Genomic DNA, 20,293 nt, shown 5'->3' on the forward strand with positions numbered 1-20,293 from the left:
CAATGTCCGCGATCATTACCGGCGAAGCCGTCGTCCTGGAGCTCCGCCCCGCCTCTTTTGCCGCCCGCTCGCTCGGCACGGCCATCGACGTGTTCGCCACCGTGGCCGTGGCCATTGGCCTGCTGTTCCTGCTGGGCGCCGCACCCCTGGCGCTGGATTCGGCCGCCATGGGTGCCATCATGATCGCCGCACTGGTGGTGCTGCTGGTGGTGGTGCCCATCACGGTGGAGACGCTCAGCCGAGGCAAGTCCCTGGGCAAGCTGGTCATGGGCCTGCGGGTTGTGAGGGACGACGGCGGTTCCATCCGCTTCCGGCACGCAACAGTCCGCGCGCTGCTGGGTGTGCTGGAGATTTACATGACGCTGGGTTCGCTGGCCTGCCTGGTGTCGCTGTTCAATGAGAAGTCCAAGCGGCTTGGCGACATGATGGCCGGCACCTATGCCATCCGCGAGCGGGCGCCGAAGATCGCACCGCTGCAGGTGGCGGTCGCACCGCAGCTGGCGGCGTGGGCTGCCCTGGCCGACATCGGCCGGCTGCCCGACGGCCTGGCCCGCCGCATTTCCATGCTGCTGCGCCAAGGCCACGCGATGGCTCCGGCGTCCCGGCATGCGCTCGGGGTGGAGCTGGCGAACGAGGCCAGCCGTTACGTTGCTCCCCTGCCGCCGGCCGGCACCGATCCGGCCGTGTTCCTGTCCTCGCTGATTGCCGGGCGCAGGCAGCGCGAGTTCAACCGGATGCACCGTTCGCAGGAACAGGCCGCACGTCTCCGTGACCGGCTCGAAAGCCACGGCGTCACGGGCATGTAGCACGCCCCGCCCAGCCCAAAGAACCGCTGCCCGCCGGGCCCACCGCAGCGGCAGGCATGGAGCGCAAGGAGGCTCCGCCGTCGTGCATCAGAAAAGCGGGGGTCTGCGGCCGGAATGCAGCCGGCTGCGGCCCGCAGGTCCCGGGCAGGGCGGCATGCGCCGGCGGCTGCCCCGGCATGGAGGAGCCGCCCGCGGCAGTGGTGCGGCAGGTTACCGCGAGGCGTATTCCTCGAAGGTGAAGTTCCAGTCGCCGAAGCCGTCCGTGGGGGCGATGGTCTCGTTGGGCGTGCCAACCGTGTGGACGATGTCGCCCGGGCCCATGTTGGAGAACACCCAGGAGGCGGCGTCGGGGCCAAGGCCGATGCAGCCGTGGGACAGGTTGGCGACGCCGAGGTACGGCTGGGCCGACTCGGTGGCCTGGTGGATGAAGATGCCGCTGTTGGAGAGGCGGATGGCGTACTCGACGTCGACGGAGCCGTAGTCGCCGGGATCGCCCGGGTTCAGGCCAATGCTGGAGGCCTTGAACGTGGCGTGGCGCTGGAAGTCGCTGGTGAGCACCATGTAGCCGGAGGCCGACGGGAAGTTCTCGTCGCCCAGGGTGGCCGGGTAGCTCTGCACCACCTGGTCGTTGACCAGGATGTTGACGGTGTGGGCGGCGGCGTCGGCTTCCATGACCACCTTGTTGCCGATGTTTACGTTGTAGTTCTTGTTGAAGTTGCCGATCATGCCGTTGCCGAAGTCGAGGCCGAACAGCTGCATGTCCACGTTGACCTGCGTGTTGGCGGGCCAGTAGTCGGCGGCGCGGTAGCGCAGGAGGGTGTCCGAGTACCAGCGGAAGGCGCCGACCTGGCCGGTGGCGGTGGTGACCTTTATGGCGTTCTCCACAGCTTCCTTATTAAGGACCGGTTCGCTGAACGACCACTGCAGCGGCTGCGCCACGCCGACCTGGGCGTCGGCGTTGGGGTACAGCACGGCGTTGGCCTCGTGCGAGGGCGGCACCGTGGTGAAGGTGGTGACCTTGCTGCTCTCGGTTCCGCCGGCATCGACGGCCGTGACCTTGAAGGTGTACTTCATGTCGAACTTCAGCGGCGAGCCGGCAACCCACTTGGTGTCGCTGACGGACAGTTCGCCGTCGGTGACGACTCCGCTGTCGGTTTCGGACAGGATCGCGGAGACGACGGTGCCGTCGGTGACCTCGGCTGAAATCTCGCTGACGGGGTTGACGAAGTCGGCACCGTCTTCCGGGCTGACACTGACGGAGGCCGGCTTGGCGGCGGGCTTGGTGGTGGCGGGGGCCTGGGAGGGCGCGTCCGCCGAGGCTGCAGGATCACCGGGGCCGGCGGGTGCCTGGCCGACGACGGAACACGCGGCGATCGTGGCCGCCATGCCGATGGTGAGCAACGACATCAAGGTGTTCCGCCAGCCCTTGCGGGCCCCGCCGGTCACATTACCCACAGCCATGCAATCTCCCCATTCGGTGGATTTTCTCCACAAAGCTCAACAGTGGCGAATGTTACGCCAACTAGACATTTTACGCCATGATTGTTGTGCCATGTCCCGGTGTGAGTTATTGCAGCGTCACGTTTCCGTAACCAAAATGCGCCTCGCCGGGCCGCGCGGTGGGCGCCGCCCAGGGCCCTAACGCTGTGCGTACTGCTCGAAGGGAATGTTCCAGTCGCCGAAGCCGTCCGTGGGTGCGATGGTCTCGTTGGGGCTGCCCACCACGCGGACGAGGTCGCCGGTGTTCATGTTGGCGAACACCCAGCTTGCCCCTTCGGCCGACATGCCGATGCAGCCGTGCGACAGGTTGACCTGGCCCAGGTACGGGGCGGCGCTGTCTGTGGCCTGGTGGATGAACTCGCCGCTGGGTGTGAGCCGGGTGGCGTATTCGACGTCGACCTCGCCGTAGTTGGCCGGGTCGCCGGGCTTGAGGCCGATGGTGGAGGCAACGAAGTGGGCGTATCGCTGCTTGTCCGACAGCACCACGAGGTAGCCGGAGGCGGAGGGGAAGCGCTCATCACCCATGGTCACCGGGTACTGCTTCACGAGCGCGCCGTTGATGTAGATGCTGGCCTGCAGGTTGGCGGCGTCGGCCACCATCTCCACACGGTTTCCAATCTGGACGACGTTCGTCTTGTTGAAGTTGCCGATCATGCCGTTGCCGAAGTCGACGCCGAAGAGCTTCATGTCCACGGTCAGCTTGGTGTTTGCCGCCCAGAAATCCTCCGCCCGGTAGCGCAGCAGCGTGTCCGAGTACCAGCGGAAGGCGCCCTTCTGCCCGGAGGAGGCCGTGATGGAGATGGCCTTCTCCACGGCTTCCTTGTTGGCCACCGGCTCGCTGAACGTGAACTGCAGCGGCTGCGCCACCCCAACTGTGGAGTCGGCGGCCGGGAACATGGCCAGGTCGGCCTCATTCGACGCCGGCACCGTGCTGAAGGTGCTGACAGTGGTGTCGAGTTTTCCGGCCTCGTCCTGGGTGGTGACGGAGAAGGTGTAGTCGGTGGCGAACTTGAGGGGCCCGCCGCTGACCCATTTGCGTCCGCTGACGAACAGCTCGCCGTCGGTGGACTCCCCCGAGGCAGTCTCCTTCAGCACGGCGCTGTAGACGGTGGCGTTTTCAGCGAGGGCAGTCACCTCGGCCGCCGGATTGACGAAGGTGGCCCCGGTTTCCGGGACCATGGCCAGCGTCACCGGCTTCGCCGCAGGGGTGGTTGGCGGGGCCGACGCGGGTTGTGCAGCCGTGGATGAAGCCGGAGGCAGCCAGGAGTGTGCAGTTGCCGCGCCGACGCCGCCGGTGGCAATTGCCACGGCAACGACCGCGAACAACGCGATCTTCAGGCCCCGGCGGGGCTTCCTGTTCTGGTCGGGCTGGGTCATCAATTACTCCCGTAAGGTGCACTGGTCTACAAGATCGGCACGTGCGCCAAGCTGCGTTAACGTACAAATCCTACGCCCGTGACAGCCTCCGCCAGCGCATTTTTTCAGCCTCGCAGATATTGCAACTGTGCTGTTACCGAGGGTTGCGCCGCGGCCTGCTGCTTCGCAGGGACATCGCCCACGGTGCTGGAACCCAGCCTGGTCCTGCTCCTGACCGGAGACGTACTGGCCGGCGTTGTGGAACGGCGCCGAAACTGTGCACGGCAAACCGCACCCGGCAACGACCGCCGTAATCCAGCAAGAATGCCCACCATCCCCGGGGCTCACAGCCGAGCTGCTTCAGACTGCCACCATCAACCAGACTGCAAGCCCGGTTCTCCGGACTGGGGATGCGCCCCAAACTCTCGTGCCAACGGGTTCCACGCGTTCTTCTGTCCGTGGGTGACCTTCCGCATCCCAAGTCCCGAATCCCGGCTGGGCGCATCAGTGCGAAAGCATTGCCAGCGAAGGTTCAAAGAAATGTCAGTCTGACTGGATGCGGCAGGTCACTGGGTAGTCTGCAATGCGGTGCCGGCCGCCGCCCACGTGCGCCTGGTTCTGGCCAGGTGCCTGGCCACGAGCCCGTGTCGCGGACTGAGCAGATACACCACAGCGAAGGCACTGCCCTGGGCAAGCACCACCATGCCGCCCGACGCTGCATCAAGGTAGTAGCTGGCGTAGAGCCCGGCGACGGCGCACGCAGCGGAAATCGCCGGAGCAAGCAGGAGCATCATGCCAAAGCGGTCCGTGAGCAGATACGCCGTCGCCCCGGGAATGATGAGCATCGCAACCACAAGAACCACACCCACGGCCTGCAGCGCCACCACCGAAGTCAGCGCCAGCAGGCCCAGCAGGACCGCGCCAAGCAGGCGTGGGTTCAGGCCGATTGCATGGGCGTGGGTGGGGTCGAAGGCAACCAGGGTGAAGTCACGGCGCTTGAGAAGCAGGATTCCCAGCGTGAAGGCGCCAAGCACCAGGACCTGGACAAGATCTGGATCGCTGAGCCCCAGCAGGTTCCCGAAGATGATGTGGGACAGGTCTGTCTGACTGGGTGTGACCGAGATCAGGACCAGGCCCAGCGCAAAAAGGGTTGTGAACACAATGCCGATTGCTGCGTCCTCCTTGACTCGGCTTGTGTCCCGCACTGCCCCTATCAAGCCCACCGCAAGGAAGCCGAACAGCACAGCGCCGACGGCGAAGGGGATGCCCACGATGTAGGCCAGGACCACGCCCGGCAGCACGGCGTGCGAGACGGCGTCGCCCATGAGCGACCAGCCGATCAGGACGAGCCAGCAGGACAGCACCGCGCATACAACGGAGGCGACCACAGTGACGGCAAGGGCTCGCTGCATGAACACAAAGCCGAAGGGCTCCAGCAGGAATTCGAAGATGCTCACAACTGGGATCCTTTTCGGTTCATGACGTCGAGGCCGAAGGCCAGGGCAAGGTTTTCCGGCTGCAATACCTCGGCCGGCACTCCATGCATGAGGACCCGGCGCATGAGCAGCACTGCTTCGTCGGCCAGATCAGGCAGGGCATGCAGGTCGTGCGTGGAGACGAGTATGGTCGCCCCGTCCCCCGCCAATTCACTCAGTAAAGTACAAATGGTGGCTTCGGACCGTTTGTCGACGCCGGCAAATGGCTCATCCAGCAGCAGTGTGGTTGCATTCTGGGCGATGCCGCGAGCCACGAAGGCCCGCTTTCGCTGGCCTCCTGAGAGCTGGCCGATCTGCCGCTGGGCGAAGTTCGCCAGCCCCACTCGTTCCAGGGCATCGGCTACTGCTGCCCGGTCAACCCGGCGGGGACGGCGGGTAAGTCCCATATGGCCGTAGCGGCCCATCATGACAACGTCGTGGACGGAGACCGGGAACTGCCAATCCACGTCTTCACTTTGCGGGACATAGCTCACGACGCCGGACTTCCGGGCCTTGGCTGGCGACCCGCCCGCTATGGTGACCGTGCCAGTGTCCGGCTTCACCAAGCCCATGATCACCTTGAACAGTGTGGACTTCCCCGAGCCGTTCATGCCCACCAGGCCACAGATCCTGCCCTTTTCAAGCCGCAGCGTGGCTTGGTCAAGGGCCAAGACGTCTCCGTAGTGGACGCTGACGGAGTCAACCTCGATGGCTGCGGTCATGGTTTCACTTCCTTGCTCGTGCCGGTCAGGCCCTCGGCAATGACCTTGGCGTCGTGACGGATCAAATCCAGGTAGGTGGGTACGGGACCGCCGGGTTCCGACAGGGAGTCCACGTAGAGAGTCCCTCCGAATACGGCATCGGTGGCCTCGACGACGCGCTCCATGGGCGCGGCAGAGACGGTGGACTCACAGAAAACGGCCGGAACATCATTGGCGCGGACAAAGTCAATAGCCCCGGCGATCTGCTGCGGAGTGGCCTGCTGCTCAGCATTGACGGCCCAAATGTACTTCTCGGTCAGCCCGGCGTCCCGGGCCAGGTAGGAGAACGCACCCTCACAGCTCACCAAGGCACGCTGGTTGGAGGGAAGCACGGACAAGTCATTCACGAGCTCATCCTGCACAGCCTGCAGCTTTCCCTTGTAGGCGGCACCGTTGGCCTCGAAATGGGCAGCATTGGCGGGGTCTAGCTCCTTGAAGGCGTCCACCATGTTGTCAACGTAGATGTGAACGTTGGACGGTGACATCCATGCGTGCGGATTGGGCAGGTCCTTGTACTTGTCCTCTGCAATGTCAACCACCTCGATGCCGTCGGATACCACTACGTGTGGTGCGTCGAGGTCCTGCACGAATTTCTCAAACCAGGCCTCCAGCCCCAGGCCGTTGTCAAGGATCAAGTCAGCCTTGCCGGCCCGCCGGATATCCCCCGGTGTGGGCTCATAGCCGTGGATCTCAGCCCCCGCCTTGGTGACGGATTCGACCACCAACCTGTCCCCGGCCACATTTTGGGCGATATCAGCCAACACCGTGAAGGTTGTCAGCACCACCGGACGGTCTTCACCCACGGCCTTCATGGTGTCGCTGGCAGGGCTGCACGCCGGTATAACCAAAGCGATCGCGGCAATCCCGGCTGCCAGGGATGACCGAAGGAGAAACGCAGGACGGAGACGGTGAATGAACATGCCCCCCAGCGTAATTGAGGCATACCGAAATATCAAAATACGGCGGCCCTAAACCGCATATGGTGGGGGTATGGCTTTGTGAGGCTTGGGGCTGGATGAAGAACTTGAGGCCCCCTTGCCCCGTAGAGCTGTGGGTGCCGGGCCTTGAACGGGCCAAGGATGGGTGGGTTTGGATTCTGACTCGCAGAAAGATGGCGGCTTCATCAAGGATTGCTTTTCATCCTTCGAACAAGCCGGTCGGTTTCCCTTGCCGCGGTGACGGGCACCGGTTGCATGAGCGGATATCTCAGGACGTCGCGCACTCTGCCGCTTACGTCCAGCAGTGCGATTGATATTGGCCTGGTGGGCTCGGGCTGTGCGTGGGCGACCGTAGTATTTCGATACTTGCGGATCGTGTCATGAATCGACTGCAATTCGGCTGGGTTGCCTTGAAACTCGGGCGTCTTGTCCTGCCCCTGCCACGCGATTGCCAGTGCAGTGCGAACAGCGGATCCTTCGACCAATTGCCCGCCAGACGTGGCAGAATCCAGGGACGTCAGCATTCGATTCAAGTGGCTAATCTCGGAATCGCGTCTTCCTTTGGACGCCGCACCAGCCCAACCTCCACGTTGGTGCGTCGAAGGCCAACTTTTGGGCTGTGTCAGCCCCGCAGGTAGTCCAGCTGTGCCTGGACGGAAAGCCGCGCCGCGCCCTGCAAGTTTGCTGGCACGTCGCCGTAAACAACGGCGGTGACCGCCTCCACCGTGGGGAACTCCGTGGCATCCCCCTGGAGTTGTTCGACGGCGGCCTTCACCTGGGCGATCCGCTCGGCCCTGTGGGCCTGGTAGCCTTCCGCCGCCGCGGCCAGGTCTGCGAGCACGGGGCCGTGACCGGGCAGTGCCGAGGTCGGGGCCGCGCTCCCCCGCCGGCGCAACAGTTCAAGGGAATCCAGATAATCGCCAAGGGTTCCGTCCGGGTAGTCGAGCACAGTGCTGCCTGCGCCAAGTATGGTGTCGCCGGTAAGGACGATCTGTTTCGCGCCGGGGCCCGCCACCGCAAAGCACAGGGAGTCGGACGTGTGTCCCGGTGTGGCGAGCACCTCGACGGCGAGCCCGCCCGCATGGATGAGTTCGCCGTCGTGCAGGGAATTTCCGGCGTGGCAGAACTCCGGCAGCGCGGCACGCACGGGGGCGCCGGTGAGCTCGTGCAGGCGGGCGCTGCCGTCGGTGTGGTCGCCGTGCCGGTGGGTGACGAGGATGAGCTCCACTGTTCCGGCTGCGGCCAGTTCGGCGAGGTGGTCCTCCAGGAGCGGGCCGGGGTCAACCACCACCACGCCGGCGGCGCCCGGGGCGGAGAGGACGTAGCTGTTGGTGCCGTCGAGCGTCATGGGGCCGGGGTTGTCCGCCCGCCGCCGACGCACCAGGGTGCCGATGTTTTCCCATGCCGTGTTCACTGTGTTCCCCTTTGCGGACGTCTAGTAGCGGTAGTGGCCGGGCTTGTAGGGCCCGGCAGTGTCGAGTCCGAGGTATGCGGCCTGCTGTGCGCTCAGCTCGGTGAGTTCGACGCCGAGGGCGGGCAGGTGGAGCCGCGCCACCTTCTCGTCGAGGATCTTGGGCAGCACGTGCACACCGGTGCCGTACTCCCCCGTGCCTGCCTTGGCGAAGAGCTCCATCTGGGCGATGACCTGGTTGGTGAAGGAGTTGGACATGACAAATGAAGGGTGGCCGGTGGCGTTGCCCAGGTTCAGCAGGCGGCCCTCCGACAGGACGATGACGGAGCGCTCCTGGGCGGTGCCGCGGTCAAACACCCATTCGTGGACCTGCGGCTTGATCTCCACCTGGGTGGCGTTGCCCAGACGGGAGAGCCCGGCCATGTCGATCTCGTTGTCGAAGTGGCCGATGTTGCCCACGATCGCCTTGTCCTTCATCGCCAGCATGTTGGCGGCGGTGATGATGCCCGTGCCGCCGGTGGCGGTGATGAAGATGTCGCCCTGGCCGATGATCGATTCCAGCCGCGCCACCTGGTGGCCGTCCATGGCGGCCTGCAGCGCGCAGATGGGGTCGATTTCGGTGACGATGACGCGGGCGCCCTGGCCGCGCAGCGCCTCGGCCGCACCCTTGCCGACGTCGCCGTAGCCGCAGACGACGGCGACCTTCCCGCCGATGAGCACGTCCGTGGCCCGCATGATGCCGTCCGGGAGGGAGTGGCGGATGCCGTACCTGTTGTCGAACTTGGACTTCGTGACGGAGTCGTTGACGTTGATGGCCGGGAACAGCAGCCTGCCCCCGGCGGCCAGCTGGTACAGGCGGTGGACGCCGGTGGTGGTTTCCTCCGTGACGCCGCGTATCTGGGCGGCGGTGCGCGTCCACTTCCGGGGGTCCTGGTTGAGGGAGTCGCGCAGGGCTGCGAGGAACACGGCGCCCTCCGCGGAGTCCTGCTCCGTGGTGTCGGGAACGCGTCCGGCAGCCTCAAACTCGGCGCCCCTGTGGACCAGCATGGTGGCGTCGCCGCCGTCGTCCAGGATCATGTTGGCCCCCTTGGCCGGGTCCCTTGCCGAGCCGGGCCAGGAGAAGATCTGTTGCGCCGTCCACCAGTATTCCTCCAGGGTCTCGCCCTTCCACGCGAACACCGGGACGCCGGAGGGGTGTTCGGGGGTGCCGTCGCCGACCACGACGGCGGCCGCGGCTTCGTCCTGTGTGGAGAAGATGTTGCAGGAGGCCCAGCGGACCTCGGCGCCCAGCGCGGTGAGCGTTTCAATAAGCACTGCCGTCTGGACCGTCATGTGGAGCGAGCCGGCAATGCGGGCGCCCTTCAGCGGCAGGCTGTCCCCGAATTCGGCGCGCAGGCTCATGAGCCCGGGCATTTCAAACTCTGCCAGGCGGATCTGGTGCCGGCCCGCCTCAGCCAGGCCGATGTCGGCCACCTTGTATCCTGCCGGGACCTGGGGTGCTGCTGCGTGGCTCATGAAACGTCCTTCGAATGCGAATAAGAGGAGGTTGCGTATTGAGTTGTGCGGCGGGGCCCGGCGGGTGGGGCCGGGTTCGGCCGGGTGCAGCCGGCTCAGGCCGTGATTTGCTCCGGGCGCAGCAAAAGGGCGATGCCCTCATCAATGGTGTAGCGCAATGGCGTGCCTTCAGGCCCGTTGGCGGTGCTCAGCAGGCTTTGTCCGTCCTGGACCAGTGTGGATCCGGTGACGGGGCACCGCAGGATTGCCAGCAATTCTTCGCTGATGTTCGCCATGGTCTTCTTCCTTCAGGGATGTCCCGCCGCAGTCCGGTGGCGCGGGGCTTTTCAGTCTAGTCGCGCAGGACCCTTTTGTTCAGGACCGCACGTTGTGGTGGATGCCGGGCCGCACGGCGGCCGGCCATTCCTAGTCACGCAAAATGCGAAGGTGGCCACGCCGCCCGGGTTCGCCCGCCGCAGCGCCTTCGGGCGGCTCCAGGGTGGTGCGGGGCTGGCGCATGGCGGCGGGAGCACCGGCGTCGCCCGGGGAGGCATTGGCGGCTTCGCGCACCGCGTCCGCCAGTGCCAAAAGGTCGTCGGGGCCGGGTGCCGGGGGCTTGTCCGACCGCGCCAGGTGGATGACTTCCCAGCCCAGCGGGGCGGTCAGCCGGGCCGAATGCTTGGCACAAAGGTCGTAACAATGCGGCTCGGCAAAGGTGGCCAGGGGGCCAAGCACCGCCGTAGAATCCGCATACACGTACGTCAAAGTTGCCACGGCCGGTTCACGGCAGGCGGATCTGGTGCATTGACGAAGGGTTCCCACGGTTCCCCACACTACCCTTACCGCGCCAATATTTCCCCCTTGTGCCGCCATTTCCCCTTAGCTGGCGAGGGGGCCTAGAGTGAATTGATGGAGTCCACGGAGATTTGATGCAGTTCAACACCAGCCGCGGCGATGATTCGCTGCGCATATCGCTTGTTCCGGACGCTCCCGACGGCGGGCCGGCCGCCTCTGCTGCGCCCCGGCCGTTCGCCAGGCGCCGCCGCGACCGCCACGGCCGTGGGCTGCGCGGACCGCTGCTGCCGCAGGACCTGCCGGGCGCGCGCACCCGGGCCGAAAAGTTTGAGGACCTGGTGGTGGACTCCGCCGAGAGGCTGCGTGAGCTGTGGCCTGCGGCCCTGGGGAACGTGGGCTGGCTCGTGGAAGAGATTCCAAGCGACCTGGAGTCGCTCGTGGCATCCGGGGAATCGGCGCCGCTGGGCAAGTACACCCGGGAGATGCCTGCCGCGGCAGGCCAGCCCGAGCAGCTGGCGGTCATTGCCATCTACCGCCACCCGGTGGAGGCCCTCTGCGACACCCCCGGACAGGTCCGGGAGCTGATCCACGAGGTCATGATTGAGCAGGTGGCCGGGCTGCTCAACATTGATCCGGACACCGTGGACCCGTTGTTCCGCCGATACCGGGGGCACTGACCCGCCGGGCCCTTGGACCATGATCCGCGCGCCAGCACCCCAGGCAGGCGCATGCGCCAGTCCGGGAGGGCTACCAGCCGGTGATGATCTTGATGGCTCCGCCGCCGGAGGTGGCGCCCGGAATGGGAAGCACGGCGATGTCGGCCGAATCCTCCGTGGACAGCAACTGCGAACCAAACGTTGGTGCACCCGCCACGGACACCAGCACGGCCGCTGTCTGCCCGCCCAGGGTTTCCCGCGGATCCACGGACAGTGTGGTGCCGGCCTTCAGGTCAAGGTCCTTGGCCTTGCCCAGCGTCCCGTCTTCGGCAATGGGCACCAGCCGCAGTGTCGCGGCGCCGGAGGGCGCAGTGAACACCAGCGACGACGCAACATCCGCCGGCACGGCCATCAGCTGGGAGCTTCCCAGCCGGTCGGTCGAGGGCGCGAAGGCCACGTCCACGGCATCGCCGGGCTTCGTGGAGTTGACCATGCGCACCGTGGCCGCCACGGACTCGTCCGAGGAGATGCTGACTGAGTAGTCGCCCTCGGGAAGGCCCTTCAGCTCCAGCGGGGTGACGGAACCGGCAAGGGCAGTGAACACGCCGCCGTCCGGCAGCGCAACCTGGCCCTTGGGGCCGTACGCCTTGACCTCCACGACGGCGTCGCGGGCGCCGGGGACGGTGACCAGCAGGGCCGTGGACGCGTCGGCGTAGCCGTCCTGCTCGTAAATCTTGGTTGCCGCGGCCGGGTCCTGCACCCGCACGCCGGCAATGCCCAGCTCAGTGGCAGGCGCCTGCACGGGGGCGATGTAGTCCACGCCGCCGGGCGTGAGCCCGCGCAGGACCGACTGCTGGATGGCGGCACCCACGGCGCCGCCGGTGCTCTTGACCTGCACGCTCAGCAGGTCCTGGTCGGGCGCCAGCCCGGCAAGGACCACCTGCCGCACAGTGCCCGGCGCCACGACAAGCCCCTTGCCGCCCGCCGTCTGCACCGGGCCCTGGCTGGAGAACAGCTCCAGGGAAACCGTGGCGGGGCTCGGGGAGGAGTTGGACAGCGACAGCACGGCCGTGCGGCCGATCGCCGTGCTGGCGCCCGTGAGCCACAACTCGTTGGACGGGGTCTGGCAGGTGGCGGCGGCAAGCCCGGTAAGGTCGCCGTCGCCGGCCTGGACCACCACGGCGCCGGCGCCCTGCGGCACCTCGCCGCCCAGCGGTGTGATGCGCAGCGCGGACGGCGCCCCGGCGTCCTGCCCGCGCAGCACCTTGGCGCGCATCTTCGGCTCGCCCGTCACCGTCTTCGCACCGGCATCGGCCACAGCCTCCTCCGACAGCGTGAACAGCGGTGAGAATGCCCCGTCGAGCGACTGCACGCTCGCTGCGGGGAGCCCGCCGTCGGCCTTGCTCAGGACCACTGTGCTCAGTTTCGTGGTGGTGGTGGAGGAGCCGGCGGCAAATTCCGGGTCAGCGCCTTCGGCCGCACCGGCCAGCAGCTGCGTGGGACCCAGGCAGTTGGAGGTGGCGTCACCCACCGGCAGCTGGTGGGGCAGGATTTCCGTCTGCGCCGTGGCGTTGACGCCCGGATACAGCGTCCCGGCCGCCACCGCCGCGGCCACCACGGCGAGGGTTGTGGTTCCAGCCACTACTGCAGGCCACCGACGGCGAATCTTGGTTTTGCTCCCGTCCCGCCTTTTCCCCTGCCCGGCCAGGGCAGGCTCGGGCGCCGCCGGGCGGGCCCTGCGCCGCCGGGACTGGGGCTGCACGGGTTCTCCTGCCGTGGCCGCAGCGTCCGGTGTGGCATCCGGCTTGGTGCCCGATTTGGTGCCAGGTGTGGCCTTGTCGGCGCCAGGCTTGGCGTTCTCGGCGGCAGCCTTCGGTGTGGCGTTGTCAGGCACGGTGTCGGGTGCGTGCTTTCCGGCCGGGGATTGACCTGCCGTGGCGCCCAGCATGGCGTACGCGGCGTCGGCGGTGGTGGCGCCGCCGGATGCGGTGGGCGGCACCACGGTGGCGGGCGCGGCATCACCGGGTGCAGGCGCGGCGGCGGGTGTGGCGCTGCCGGTTGCAGGGTCGGCTGCGGGAGCCTCCTTCGCGGCGGGCCGTTCAGGGAGCCTTTGCACTTCGCCGGGAACGCTCGGCTTGCGGATGTTGTCCATGTCAGGCACCTCGACCAACCCTTTGCAATGATGCTTCATCCCGGTACGCACCGGTGCGGCCGCGGCGTGCCCGGACGGGCAGCGCCAACAGCAGTGTCAGGCCAAACAGCACCAGCTGCACGGCGCGGATCGCCAGGTTCATGGGCTCGACGTAGCGGATCTCCAGCTGCCCGGCGCCGGCCGGCAGTTCAAAGGCCTGCGCCCAGCCGGCCGCGACCGCCTTCAGGGGTGCACCGTCCAGCGTGGCTTCCCAGCCGGCGTCGAAACGCTCAGCCATGACCACCCGGCGTGCGCCGTCGGCGGCCGGGATTGCAGCGACCACCGACTGGCCGAGGGATGCCACGGGTGCCACCACTGCCCCGTCGGCATCGACCAGCCGGACCCGGTTGATGACATCGCTGCTGCCGGGGTCCTTGTAGTTGGGCTTGACCCGCCAGAGCCAGCCGGATTCCGTGGGGCCCACGGTGTCCAGGCCGGGCACGGCCTCCAACTCGCCGGCCAGCAGTTCGGCAGCGGTGTCGCCGGGGCGGAGCACCACAAAGCCCACGCCGAGTTCAATGAGGCCGGGCCGCGGGTCGATCCCGGACTTGGAGAGAATCGTGGCAACGCTGCCCTCAAGGACGGCGGTGGCCGCATCAACGGGGGCCAGCTGTTCCTCGCCGGGCGGTCCGGAAATCCTGGCTGCACCCGCCACCACATTGGTGGCGTCAAGCGTGGTGCCTTCGCCCTGCATGAGTGAGGCGTGCACGCCGCCGCCGGACAGCACGGTCAGCACAAGGGTGCGGCTGGCTTCGGGGCCGGTGCCACGATCCGCGGCCGTGGCGGGGATGATGCCCACTGTGGCGGCCTGCGGCAGGAACGGCCCCGTCAAGGAGGCTGCGGACAGCTGCCCCGTGAACTGCTGGGTGCTCCAGAGCCCCAGGCTGGCCACGGGCGCTGCCACCAGCAGCACGGAGAGCACGGCGGCCATGGTCCTGGCCATTCGGTGCCGGCCGGTGTCTGCACCGGCGTCCCAGGCGCGGCGGGCCAGCGCGTCAAAACCAAGGAGGGCCGCACCCAGCAGCGCAAACAAGGCGAGAGAGATGGCGGGCCCGTTGAACGGCGTCACCAGATTGACGCCGTCGAACGCGACGGCGATGAACTTGCCGGCATAGGCGGCAGCCAGGCCCAGCATCGCCACGAGCCAGAGCACGCGGACCAGTCGGGTGCGGCGCAGGGGCAGCACCAGCGCCACTGCCGCCGCGAGCACCAGCGGTGCCCCAATGACGGCGACGGCCACCCAGCCGAGCCATGGTGCCGTGGCGAAATCGCCCAGGCCGGGGAGCCCCAGGCCCGGGTCCACCTGGTCGGGGAAGCCGAGCAGCTGCTGCCAGGCCGGTCCGGGGAAGGACACCAGCGGCATGCCGGGGTCGGCGAGCAGCGCCCGGGGGTTCTCCCATGCGGACCAGCCCAGCGGCAGGAACAGTGCGGCCGGCGGGATGAGCGCCCACCAAATGGTCTTGCCGCGGCGGCCCGTGAACACGGCGGCCAGCACAATGCCCACCACGGCCACGGGGAACAGGCTCGGGGCGGCGGCGGTGGCCGCGGCGAGGGCCAGGCCGGCAGCGGCGGCGGCGGTCCACGAGGGGTTCCCGCCCACGCCGGGACGGCCCAGCTTGGTGATGACCACGGTGTCGGAACCGGCTAGAGCGCCGGGAATGAGCACCGTCCTGGGTTCCGGCGCGGCGGCGGCACCCACGGCACGGATGAGCCCCAGCATGACGAGGGGGATGAGAATGTGCGCCACGACGGCGCCAAGCCGTCCCTGCCCAACGCCCACCAGCAGCACTGGCACGCCGGCCCAGAGCAGTCCGGCAACCACGCGTGGCCAGCGCCGCAGGGTCAGGGCTCCGGCGCCCAGCCAGGCGGTAAAGGCGGACAGCGGCAGCGCCAACACCACCAGCCAGACCACGGCAGAGGAGCCGTCGCCGCCCAGGGCGGACAACACCAGGAGCACAAAGTTGAAGGGGTTGGCGGCGCCGGGCAGGCCGGAACCGAGCGATGCCCACCAGCTGGTGGCATGCGCCCAGACCTGGCCAATCTGTGCGGAGACGGGCAGCAGCGCCCCTCCGGTGAGGGCGGGCGCCCCCAGGAAGCGGGACAGCGCCAGAACGGAAAGGATGGCCAGCAGCACGGTGAGCGCGAGGGCGCTGACGATCGGCGAGGTCTTGACGGGGGCCAGCGGTGCCACGGCCTGATGGTGCGTCTCGCCGGTTGGTTCAAGGATGGTGGGGCCGGTGCCCGGATCCTGCGAGGGGTCCTCGTCGGGATCCAGGGTCTCGCGCAGCATCTTCAGGTGGGCCCTGGCAACGCGGCCGTTCACCATCAGTCCGCGGAGGCTGGACCGCGGCTTGGTCCGTTGGGCGGCCAGCGCCCGCCGGCTGCGTAACAGTGTGACGGGGCGCAGCAGCCCGGAGCAGGTGGCGGCAAACATGCGCACGGCATGGCCGGGTGCCTTCAGGACGAAACCGGCCACCAGCCAGTACAGCGCGGCAAGAAAGGTGCCGGCGGCCAGGAACGGCACCGCCGCGGCGGGAGCGTGCTTGAGCCGCAGGAAAATACCGGCCTTCCGGGCGGCGACGGCCGACCCCGCCCCCTCCGGCCGGTGGGCCACGTGGTACATGTGGGCGTCCGGGACCACAAGGACACGGTCCCCCTGCAGCCGGACGCGGGCGCAAAAGTCCAGGTCATCCCCGGTCCCGGGAAGGGCTGGGTCGAAGCCGCCCAATTTTTCAAAGACGTCGCGGCGCACCAGCATGCCGGCGGTGTTGACGGCGAACATGTCTGCGTGGTCGTCGTACTGGCCCTGGTCCTGCTCGTCGATGCCCACCAGCGTGAACCGGTCAAACCACTTGTCGGCCCACAGTCCCACGTCAACGAGCCGCCGGTGGTTGTCCCAGTCCAGCTGCTTGCAGCCAACAACAGTGGCGGTGGTGGCGCGTTCGGTTGCCTCGAGCAGCAGCCGGAGCGCGTCCGGGGCCGGCTCGGCATCGTCCTGCAGCAGCCAGATCCATTCATTGCTGCCCGCTGCGGCCGGTTCCAGCACGGCAACGCCGCCGTTGCCGCTGCGGGCAGGGGCAACGGCCCCCGCGCGCAGGCGCACCTGGTGTGCCAGGACGGCGTCGACGGCGCTTCCGTAACCTTTGCGCCCGTCAAGCGATATCACCTGGCGTTCGCCAAGCTCCTTGCGCAGCAACTCCCCCGAGTTGTCTGTGGACGCCGTGTCGGCGGCCAGCACCTGGTCCGCAGGACGGGTTTGGGCAGCAAGCGCGGCCAAAACTTTCGGGAGGTAAGCACCGCCGTTGTGGGCAACCACCACGGCGGTGACTTTTACTGCATCAAGAATTAGACCGCTCGTTTCCGCAGCCGCCGGCGCTCACGCTCCGACAGGCCACCCCAGATTCCAAACCGCTCGTCATTGGCCAGAGCGTATTCAAGGCACTGTGCCTTAACGTTGCACGCGCCGCAAACCTTCTTGGCATCCCGGGTGGAACCGCCCTTTTCAGGGAAGAACGCCTCCGGGTCGGTCTGTGCGCACAAGGCATCAGTCTGCCAGCCTAGTTCACCTTCATCCCCGAAGTCGTCAAGGCCTGGCGCCAGTCCCAGCCACATGGCGTCGTCATCGACGCCCGGTGCCGCCACGGGATGGGCCACGGCTGGTTCGCCGGCCTCATGCGTGGAAAGGAACAGCGAGGCCGCATCTTCCAGCGCGGCACGGTTTGCTTGCTCATGGAATGCCGCCGCACCTGGGTCGGCCGGATCGACATACCAGTCGCTCGGCACTCCCCGTGTGCCGTAGTTGACGGCAGCCTGCGCCGCCGTTGCATCATTATGAAAATTTGTCACACTCAGCTGAGCTTGCCCCACAGTCGTCCTCCTGAATGTTGCTGCCGAAACCACTATCCGGATTACCGGATCCCACAGTGTGCGGGTTTAGTGCCACTTACAGCGGATCGTGCGTCTAATTACATCCGTGTAAGTCCCATTCGTCAAGCGGCAGTGATGATAACCACCAATGCGTAAGAAGTTCCTCCACGCCACGCCCATGCCCACATATCACCACAGGCGCATGTAATCACCTGAACCGGGTGAACATCGGATGAATTACCGAGCATCCCGTGGTTTTTGTGATCTCTTCCTCAAGTATGCCCGTGCTGCTATGTGACTCAGATCATGAAGCGGCCTTTAATTCATCCAATCGATGGTCTCCATCCGCCGGTCCGCGCGGCAAACGCCTTCCGCATGAAAAGATTGCAAGCATGAGCCCTCTTCCGCACACGCCAGCTGCCCTCCTCGACGCCTTTCGTACCCTGAACGCCACATCCCCGCGCCTGTCCTGGTACGGCGCAGAGGGCGAGCGGGTGGAATTTTCCGGCCGGGTGCTGGACAACTGGGTGGCGAAGACCGCCAACTACCTGGTTGATGAGCTCGACGCCGAACCCGGCCAGGTCGTTGCGCTGGACCTCCCGCTGCACTGGCGTTCCATGGTGTGGCTGCTGGCAGGCTGGGCAGTTGGCGCCACGGTTGCCACGGGCGAGGTGGCGGGCGGGGCGGAGATCGTGGCCACCACGGACCCGGCTGCGGCCCACGTGCGCCTGGCCGGCGCCTCACCGGCCCCGTTGGTCGTGGCGGTTGCGCTGCCCGCCCTGGCCATGCGCTGGATGGGCGAGCTCCCTCCGCGCACCCTGGACTACTGCGGAGATGTGCGCTCCCACGGGGATCAGTTTTTCCCCGACGCCGAGCCTGGCGGCAGTGACGCCGCCTGGCGAAACGGCGACGGCGGCGCTGTGGCGGAAACCAACTATGCGCAGCTGCTGCCGGCTGCGGAGCCCGCCGAAGCACCCCGGCGGGTGCTGCTGCAGGCTCGGGACGGTTGGGGCGCCGTCGTTCCCCAGGCACTGAAGGCCTGGGCCGCGGGCGGATCGGTGGTGCTGCTGGGCGACGGCGTGGAGGCCACGGACGCGCTGCGAAGCAGCGAGAACGTCACCGAAGGCTGAGCCCTGCGGGAACCGCGCGCCAGGTGTCAGTGCCGGGCGGGCGGTGCCTCAGGTTCGATGAGCGCGCGGTCCCCGGCAAAGGCCGGGTCCGTGTCGAGCTCGTCGGTGAAGACCCAAAAGCGGTAGGCGAAGAAGCGGAAGATCGTGCCCAGGACCAGGCCCACCACGGAGCCGGCAACGAAGTCGGCCGTGGCCGATTCAAAGCCGAGCACCCAGTGCGAGATGTACACGCATGCGGCAGCGATGCCCAGACCGATCGCGTTCATGATGATGAACATGGTCACTTCGCGCAGCATGTTGGCCTGGCGGCGGTTGCGGAAGGTCCAGTAGCGGTTGGCCAGCCAGGAAAACACCGTGGCCACGGCTGCTGCAATGATCTTGGCGCGCGTGGGGTGGGCGCCCATGGGCCCGTTGAGCAGCCAGATGAAAATGCCGGAGTCAATGACAAAGGCCACCCCGCCCACAACACCGAATTTGGCGACCTCGCGCCAAAACAGGCCCACCAGCCCCTTGAAGCGGGTCACGAGCGATTGAAACAATGGTCCTCCGTTTGGCTTTGGGGCTGAACGGTGAATCACGCTGGCGCCTCCTGTCAAAAATTCTAGTCCCCAAACAGTGTCAGCCTTCATTGTTGCGTCCGCCGGGGGCTGGGAACTTCCCAACACTTCACTGACAATCGGCTCCGAATTTGCCCGTTGTGGGCCTGCCTGCCGCCGAAAAGCCAAGAAGCGGGCCGTCATTCGGTACGCTGGGGACTGTGACTTTTCCTGTAATCGGTGTGGTGGGCGGCGGGCAGCTGGCCCGCATGATGGCCCCCGCAGCCGTAGCCCTTGGTTTTGAATTGCGTGTCCTGGCTGAATCGCCCGACGTGTGTGCCGTGCCCGTTGTGCGGCACGCCCCCGTGGGCGACTACCTGGACCTTGACACTTTGCGTGCCTTTGCCCGCGGCGTGGACGTGCTCACCTTCGACCACGAACACGTCCCGAATGGGCACCTGCAGGCCCTGATCGCCGAAGGCGTCAACGTCCAGCCGCGCCCCGACGCCCTGGTCAACGCCCAGGACAAGCTCGTGATGCGCGCCGCGATCGAGCGCCTCGGCCTGCCCAACCCGGCCTGGGCCGCCGTCGCCTCCGTGGCGGACATCACCGCGTTCGGTGCCGCCAACGGCTGGCCCGTGGTGCTGAAGATGCCCCGCGGCGGCTACGACGGCAAGGGCGTGAAGGTGCTGCGCTCCGCCGCCGATGCCGCGGACGCCGCCGACTGGTTCGAGGCCATGAGCCCGCTGCTGGTGGAGGAGATGGTGGACTTCTCCCGCGAGCTCTCCGCCCTGGTGGCCCGCACGCCGTCGGGCGAATCCCGCGCCTGGCCCGTGGCCGAGTCCATCCAGGTGGACGGCGTCTGCGACGAGGTCATCGCCCCCGCCCCGGGCATCCCGCCCGAGGTTGAGGCCGCCGCCGAAGCCGCCGCCCTGCGGATCGCCGACGAGCTCGGCGTCACCGGCGTCATGGCCGCGGAACTGTTCGAGACCCCCGGCCGCGCCCCCGGCTTCCTTGTCAACGAGCTGGCGATGCGCCCGCACAACACCGGGCATTGGACCATGGACGGTGCCGTGACCGGCCAGTTCGAGCAGCACCTGCGTGCCGTGCTGGACCTGCCGCTCGGCGCCACCGACGCCCTCGGCGACATCGTGGTCATGAAGAACTTCCTTGGCGGCGCCAACCAGGACCCGTTCAGTGCCTACCCCGCCGCCCTGGCAGCCGAGCCCGCCGTGAAGGTGCACAGCTACGGCAAGTCGGTGCGCCCCGGCCGCAAGATCGGCCACGTCAACCTGGTCGCTTCCCAGGCCGACGGAGTTGCCTCCGCCCGCTCCCGCGCCACCACCGTGGCCAACATCATCCGTGACGGAAAGTAGG

The 20,293-nt window shown here is 67.3% G+C and carries 17 protein-coding genes; 4 read left to right on the forward strand and 13 right to left on the reverse strand.

The features are described 5' to 3' along the window. Positions 1-2 precede the first annotated feature (2 nt). Positions 3-806: an RDD family protein gene (locus JOF48_RS01965; RefSeq protein WP_209676813.1), complete on the forward strand. Its 804-nt coding sequence runs from the start codon at positions 3-5 to the stop codon at positions 804-806. A 210-nt stretch (positions 807-1,016) separates the two neighbouring features. Here JOF48_RS01965 and JOF48_RS01970 read toward each other — a convergent pair whose 3' ends face one another. From JOF48_RS01970 to JOF48_RS02010, 9 genes are all read right to left on the reverse strand, one after another. Continuing rightward, positions 1,017-2,267 (reverse strand): L,D-transpeptidase, encoded by a 1,251-nt coding sequence (locus JOF48_RS01970; protein ID WP_209676815.1) that lies wholly within the window; start codon positions 2,265-2,267, stop codon positions 1,017-1,019. Between the two features lie 177 nt (positions 2,268-2,444). Further along, positions 2,445-3,683: a L,D-transpeptidase gene (locus tag JOF48_RS01975; RefSeq protein ID WP_209676817.1), complete on the reverse strand. Its 1,239-nt coding sequence runs from the start codon at positions 3,681-3,683 to the stop codon at positions 2,445-2,447. Positions 3,684-4,228: 545 nt separating this feature from the next. Then, a complete protein-coding gene (locus JOF48_RS01980) occupies positions 4,229-5,074 on the reverse strand; it encodes a metal ABC transporter permease (RefSeq protein WP_245346677.1) in 846 nt (281 codons plus the stop codon). Between the two features lie 41 nt (positions 5,075-5,115). After that, positions 5,116-5,859 (reverse strand): metal ABC transporter ATP-binding protein, encoded by a 744-nt coding sequence (locus JOF48_RS01985; protein ID WP_209676829.1) that lies wholly within the window; start codon positions 5,857-5,859, stop codon positions 5,116-5,118. After that, positions 5,856-6,818 carry a metal ABC transporter substrate-binding protein gene (locus JOF48_RS01990; RefSeq protein WP_209676831.1) on the reverse strand — a complete coding sequence of 321 codons (963 nt, stop codon included), beginning with the start codon at positions 6,816-6,818 and terminating at the stop codon, positions 5,856-5,858. Before JOF48_RS01990 ends, JOF48_RS01985 begins: the two co-directional genes overlap by 4 nt. A 640-nt stretch (positions 6,819-7,458) precedes the next feature. Next, positions 7,459-8,250 carry an MBL fold metallo-hydrolase gene (locus tag JOF48_RS01995; protein WP_425353697.1) on the reverse strand — a complete coding sequence of 264 codons (792 nt, stop codon included), beginning with the start codon at positions 8,248-8,250 and terminating at the stop codon, positions 7,459-7,461. 21 nt (positions 8,251-8,271) lie between these two features. Then, positions 8,272-9,762 carry an adenosylhomocysteinase gene (gene ahcY / locus JOF48_RS02000; RefSeq protein WP_209676834.1) on the reverse strand — a complete coding sequence of 497 codons (1,491 nt, stop codon included), beginning with the start codon at positions 9,760-9,762 and terminating at the stop codon, positions 8,272-8,274. A gap of 95 nt (positions 9,763-9,857) precedes the next feature. Beyond that, positions 9,858-10,037 carry a hypothetical protein gene (locus JOF48_RS02005; protein WP_209676836.1) on the reverse strand — a complete coding sequence of 60 codons (180 nt, stop codon included), beginning with the start codon at positions 10,035-10,037 and terminating at the stop codon, positions 9,858-9,860. Between the two features lie 130 nt (positions 10,038-10,167). Continuing rightward, the gene (locus JOF48_RS02010) at positions 10,168-10,563 is read right to left on the reverse strand and encodes a DUF3499 domain-containing protein (RefSeq protein ID WP_342591125.1); all 396 of its coding nucleotides are present in this window, start codon (positions 10,561-10,563) and stop codon (positions 10,168-10,170) included. Between the two features lie 107 nt (positions 10,564-10,670). Between JOF48_RS02010 and JOF48_RS02015 the strand changes: the two genes are divergently transcribed. Continuing rightward, positions 10,671-11,213 carry a metallopeptidase family protein gene (locus tag JOF48_RS02015; protein WP_209676839.1) on the forward strand — a complete coding sequence of 181 codons (543 nt, stop codon included), beginning with the start codon at positions 10,671-10,673 and terminating at the stop codon, positions 11,211-11,213. 70 nt (positions 11,214-11,283) lie between these two features. Here JOF48_RS02015 and JOF48_RS02020 read toward each other — a convergent pair whose 3' ends face one another. Genes JOF48_RS02020 through JOF48_RS19825 form a run of 3 tightly spaced genes read right to left on the reverse strand, consistent with a single transcriptional unit; the run spans position 11,284 to position 17,250 of the window. Next, positions 11,284-13,344 carry a DUF5719 family protein gene (locus tag JOF48_RS02020; RefSeq protein WP_209676841.1) on the reverse strand — a complete coding sequence of 687 codons (2,061 nt, stop codon included), beginning with the start codon at positions 13,342-13,344 and terminating at the stop codon, positions 11,284-11,286. 1 nt (position 13,345) lies between these two features. After that, positions 13,346-16,702: a glycosyltransferase gene (locus JOF48_RS02025; protein WP_342591126.1), complete on the reverse strand. Its 3,357-nt coding sequence runs from the start codon at positions 16,700-16,702 to the stop codon at positions 13,346-13,348. 26 nt (positions 16,703-16,728) lie between these two features. Further along, complete coding sequence (locus tag JOF48_RS19825; protein WP_425353732.1) at positions 16,729-17,250, reverse strand: WhiB family transcriptional regulator; 522 nt, start codon at positions 17,248-17,250, stop codon at positions 16,729-16,731. 392 nt (positions 17,251-17,642) lie between these two features. Between JOF48_RS19825 and JOF48_RS02035 the strand changes: the two genes are divergently transcribed. Further along, a complete protein-coding gene (locus JOF48_RS02035; protein WP_209676843.1) occupies positions 17,643-18,380 on the forward strand; it encodes a TIGR03089 family protein in 738 nt (245 codons plus the stop codon). Positions 18,381-18,406: 26 nt separating this feature from the next. Here the strand turns inward: JOF48_RS02035 and JOF48_RS02040 are convergent, their stop codons facing one another. After that, a complete protein-coding gene (locus tag JOF48_RS02040; protein ID WP_245346367.1) occupies positions 18,407-18,919 on the reverse strand; it encodes a GtrA family protein in 513 nt (170 codons plus the stop codon). A 218-nt stretch (positions 18,920-19,137) separates the two neighbouring features. Here JOF48_RS02040 and JOF48_RS02045 point away from each other — a divergent pair, with 218 nt between their 5' ends. Continuing rightward, positions 19,138-20,292, forward strand: coding sequence for a 5-(carboxyamino)imidazole ribonucleotide synthase (locus JOF48_RS02045; RefSeq protein WP_209676846.1), 1,155 nt, complete (start codon positions 19,138-19,140; stop codon positions 20,290-20,292). Position 20,293 lies beyond the last annotated feature (1 nt).

The sequence above is a fragment of the Arthrobacter stackebrandtii genome, assembly GCF_017876675.1.
In the GTDB taxonomy this organism is placed as follows: domain Bacteria; phylum Actinomycetota; class Actinomycetes; order Actinomycetales; family Micrococcaceae; genus Specibacter; species Specibacter stackebrandtii.

Bases quoted from the DNA above. Each gene is read 5' to 3' on its own strand.
- JOF48_RS02020 (WP_209676841.1), bottom strand. From the start codon at position 13,344: ATGGACAACATCCGCAAGCCGAGCGTTCCCGGCGAAGTGCAAAGGCTC.
- JOF48_RS02015 (WP_209676839.1), top strand. From the start codon at position 10,671: ATGCAGTTCAACACCAGCCGCGGCGATGATTCGCTGCGCATATCGCTT.
- JOF48_RS01965 (WP_209676813.1), top strand. From the start codon at position 3: ATGTCCGCGATCATTACCGGCGAAGCCGTCGTCCTGGAGCTCCGCCCC.
- JOF48_RS01985 (WP_209676829.1), bottom strand. From the start codon at position 5,859: ATGACCGCAGCCATCGAGGTTGACTCCGTCAGCGTCCACTACGGAGAC.
- JOF48_RS01980 (WP_245346677.1), bottom strand. From the start codon at position 5,074: ATGCAGCGAGCCCTTGCCGTCACTGTGGTCGCCTCCGTTGTATGCGCG.
- JOF48_RS01970 (WP_209676815.1), bottom strand. From the start codon at position 2,267: ATGGCTGTGGGTAATGTGACCGGCGGGGCCCGCAAGGGCTGGCGGAAC.
- ahcY (WP_209676834.1), bottom strand. From the start codon at position 9,762: ATGAGCCACGCAGCAGCACCCCAGGTCCCGGCAGGATACAAGGTGGCC.
- JOF48_RS01975 (WP_209676817.1), bottom strand. From the start codon at position 3,683: ATGACCCAGCCCGACCAGAACAGGAAGCCCCGCCGGGGCCTGAAGATC.
- JOF48_RS01990 (WP_209676831.1), bottom strand. From the start codon at position 6,818: ATGTTCATTCACCGTCTCCGTCCTGCGTTTCTCCTTCGGTCATCCCTG.
- JOF48_RS02035 (WP_209676843.1), top strand. From the start codon at position 17,643: ATGAGCCCTCTTCCGCACACGCCAGCTGCCCTCCTCGACGCCTTTCGT.
- JOF48_RS02005 (WP_209676836.1), bottom strand. From the start codon at position 10,037: ATGGCGAACATCAGCGAAGAATTGCTGGCAATCCTGCGGTGCCCCGTC.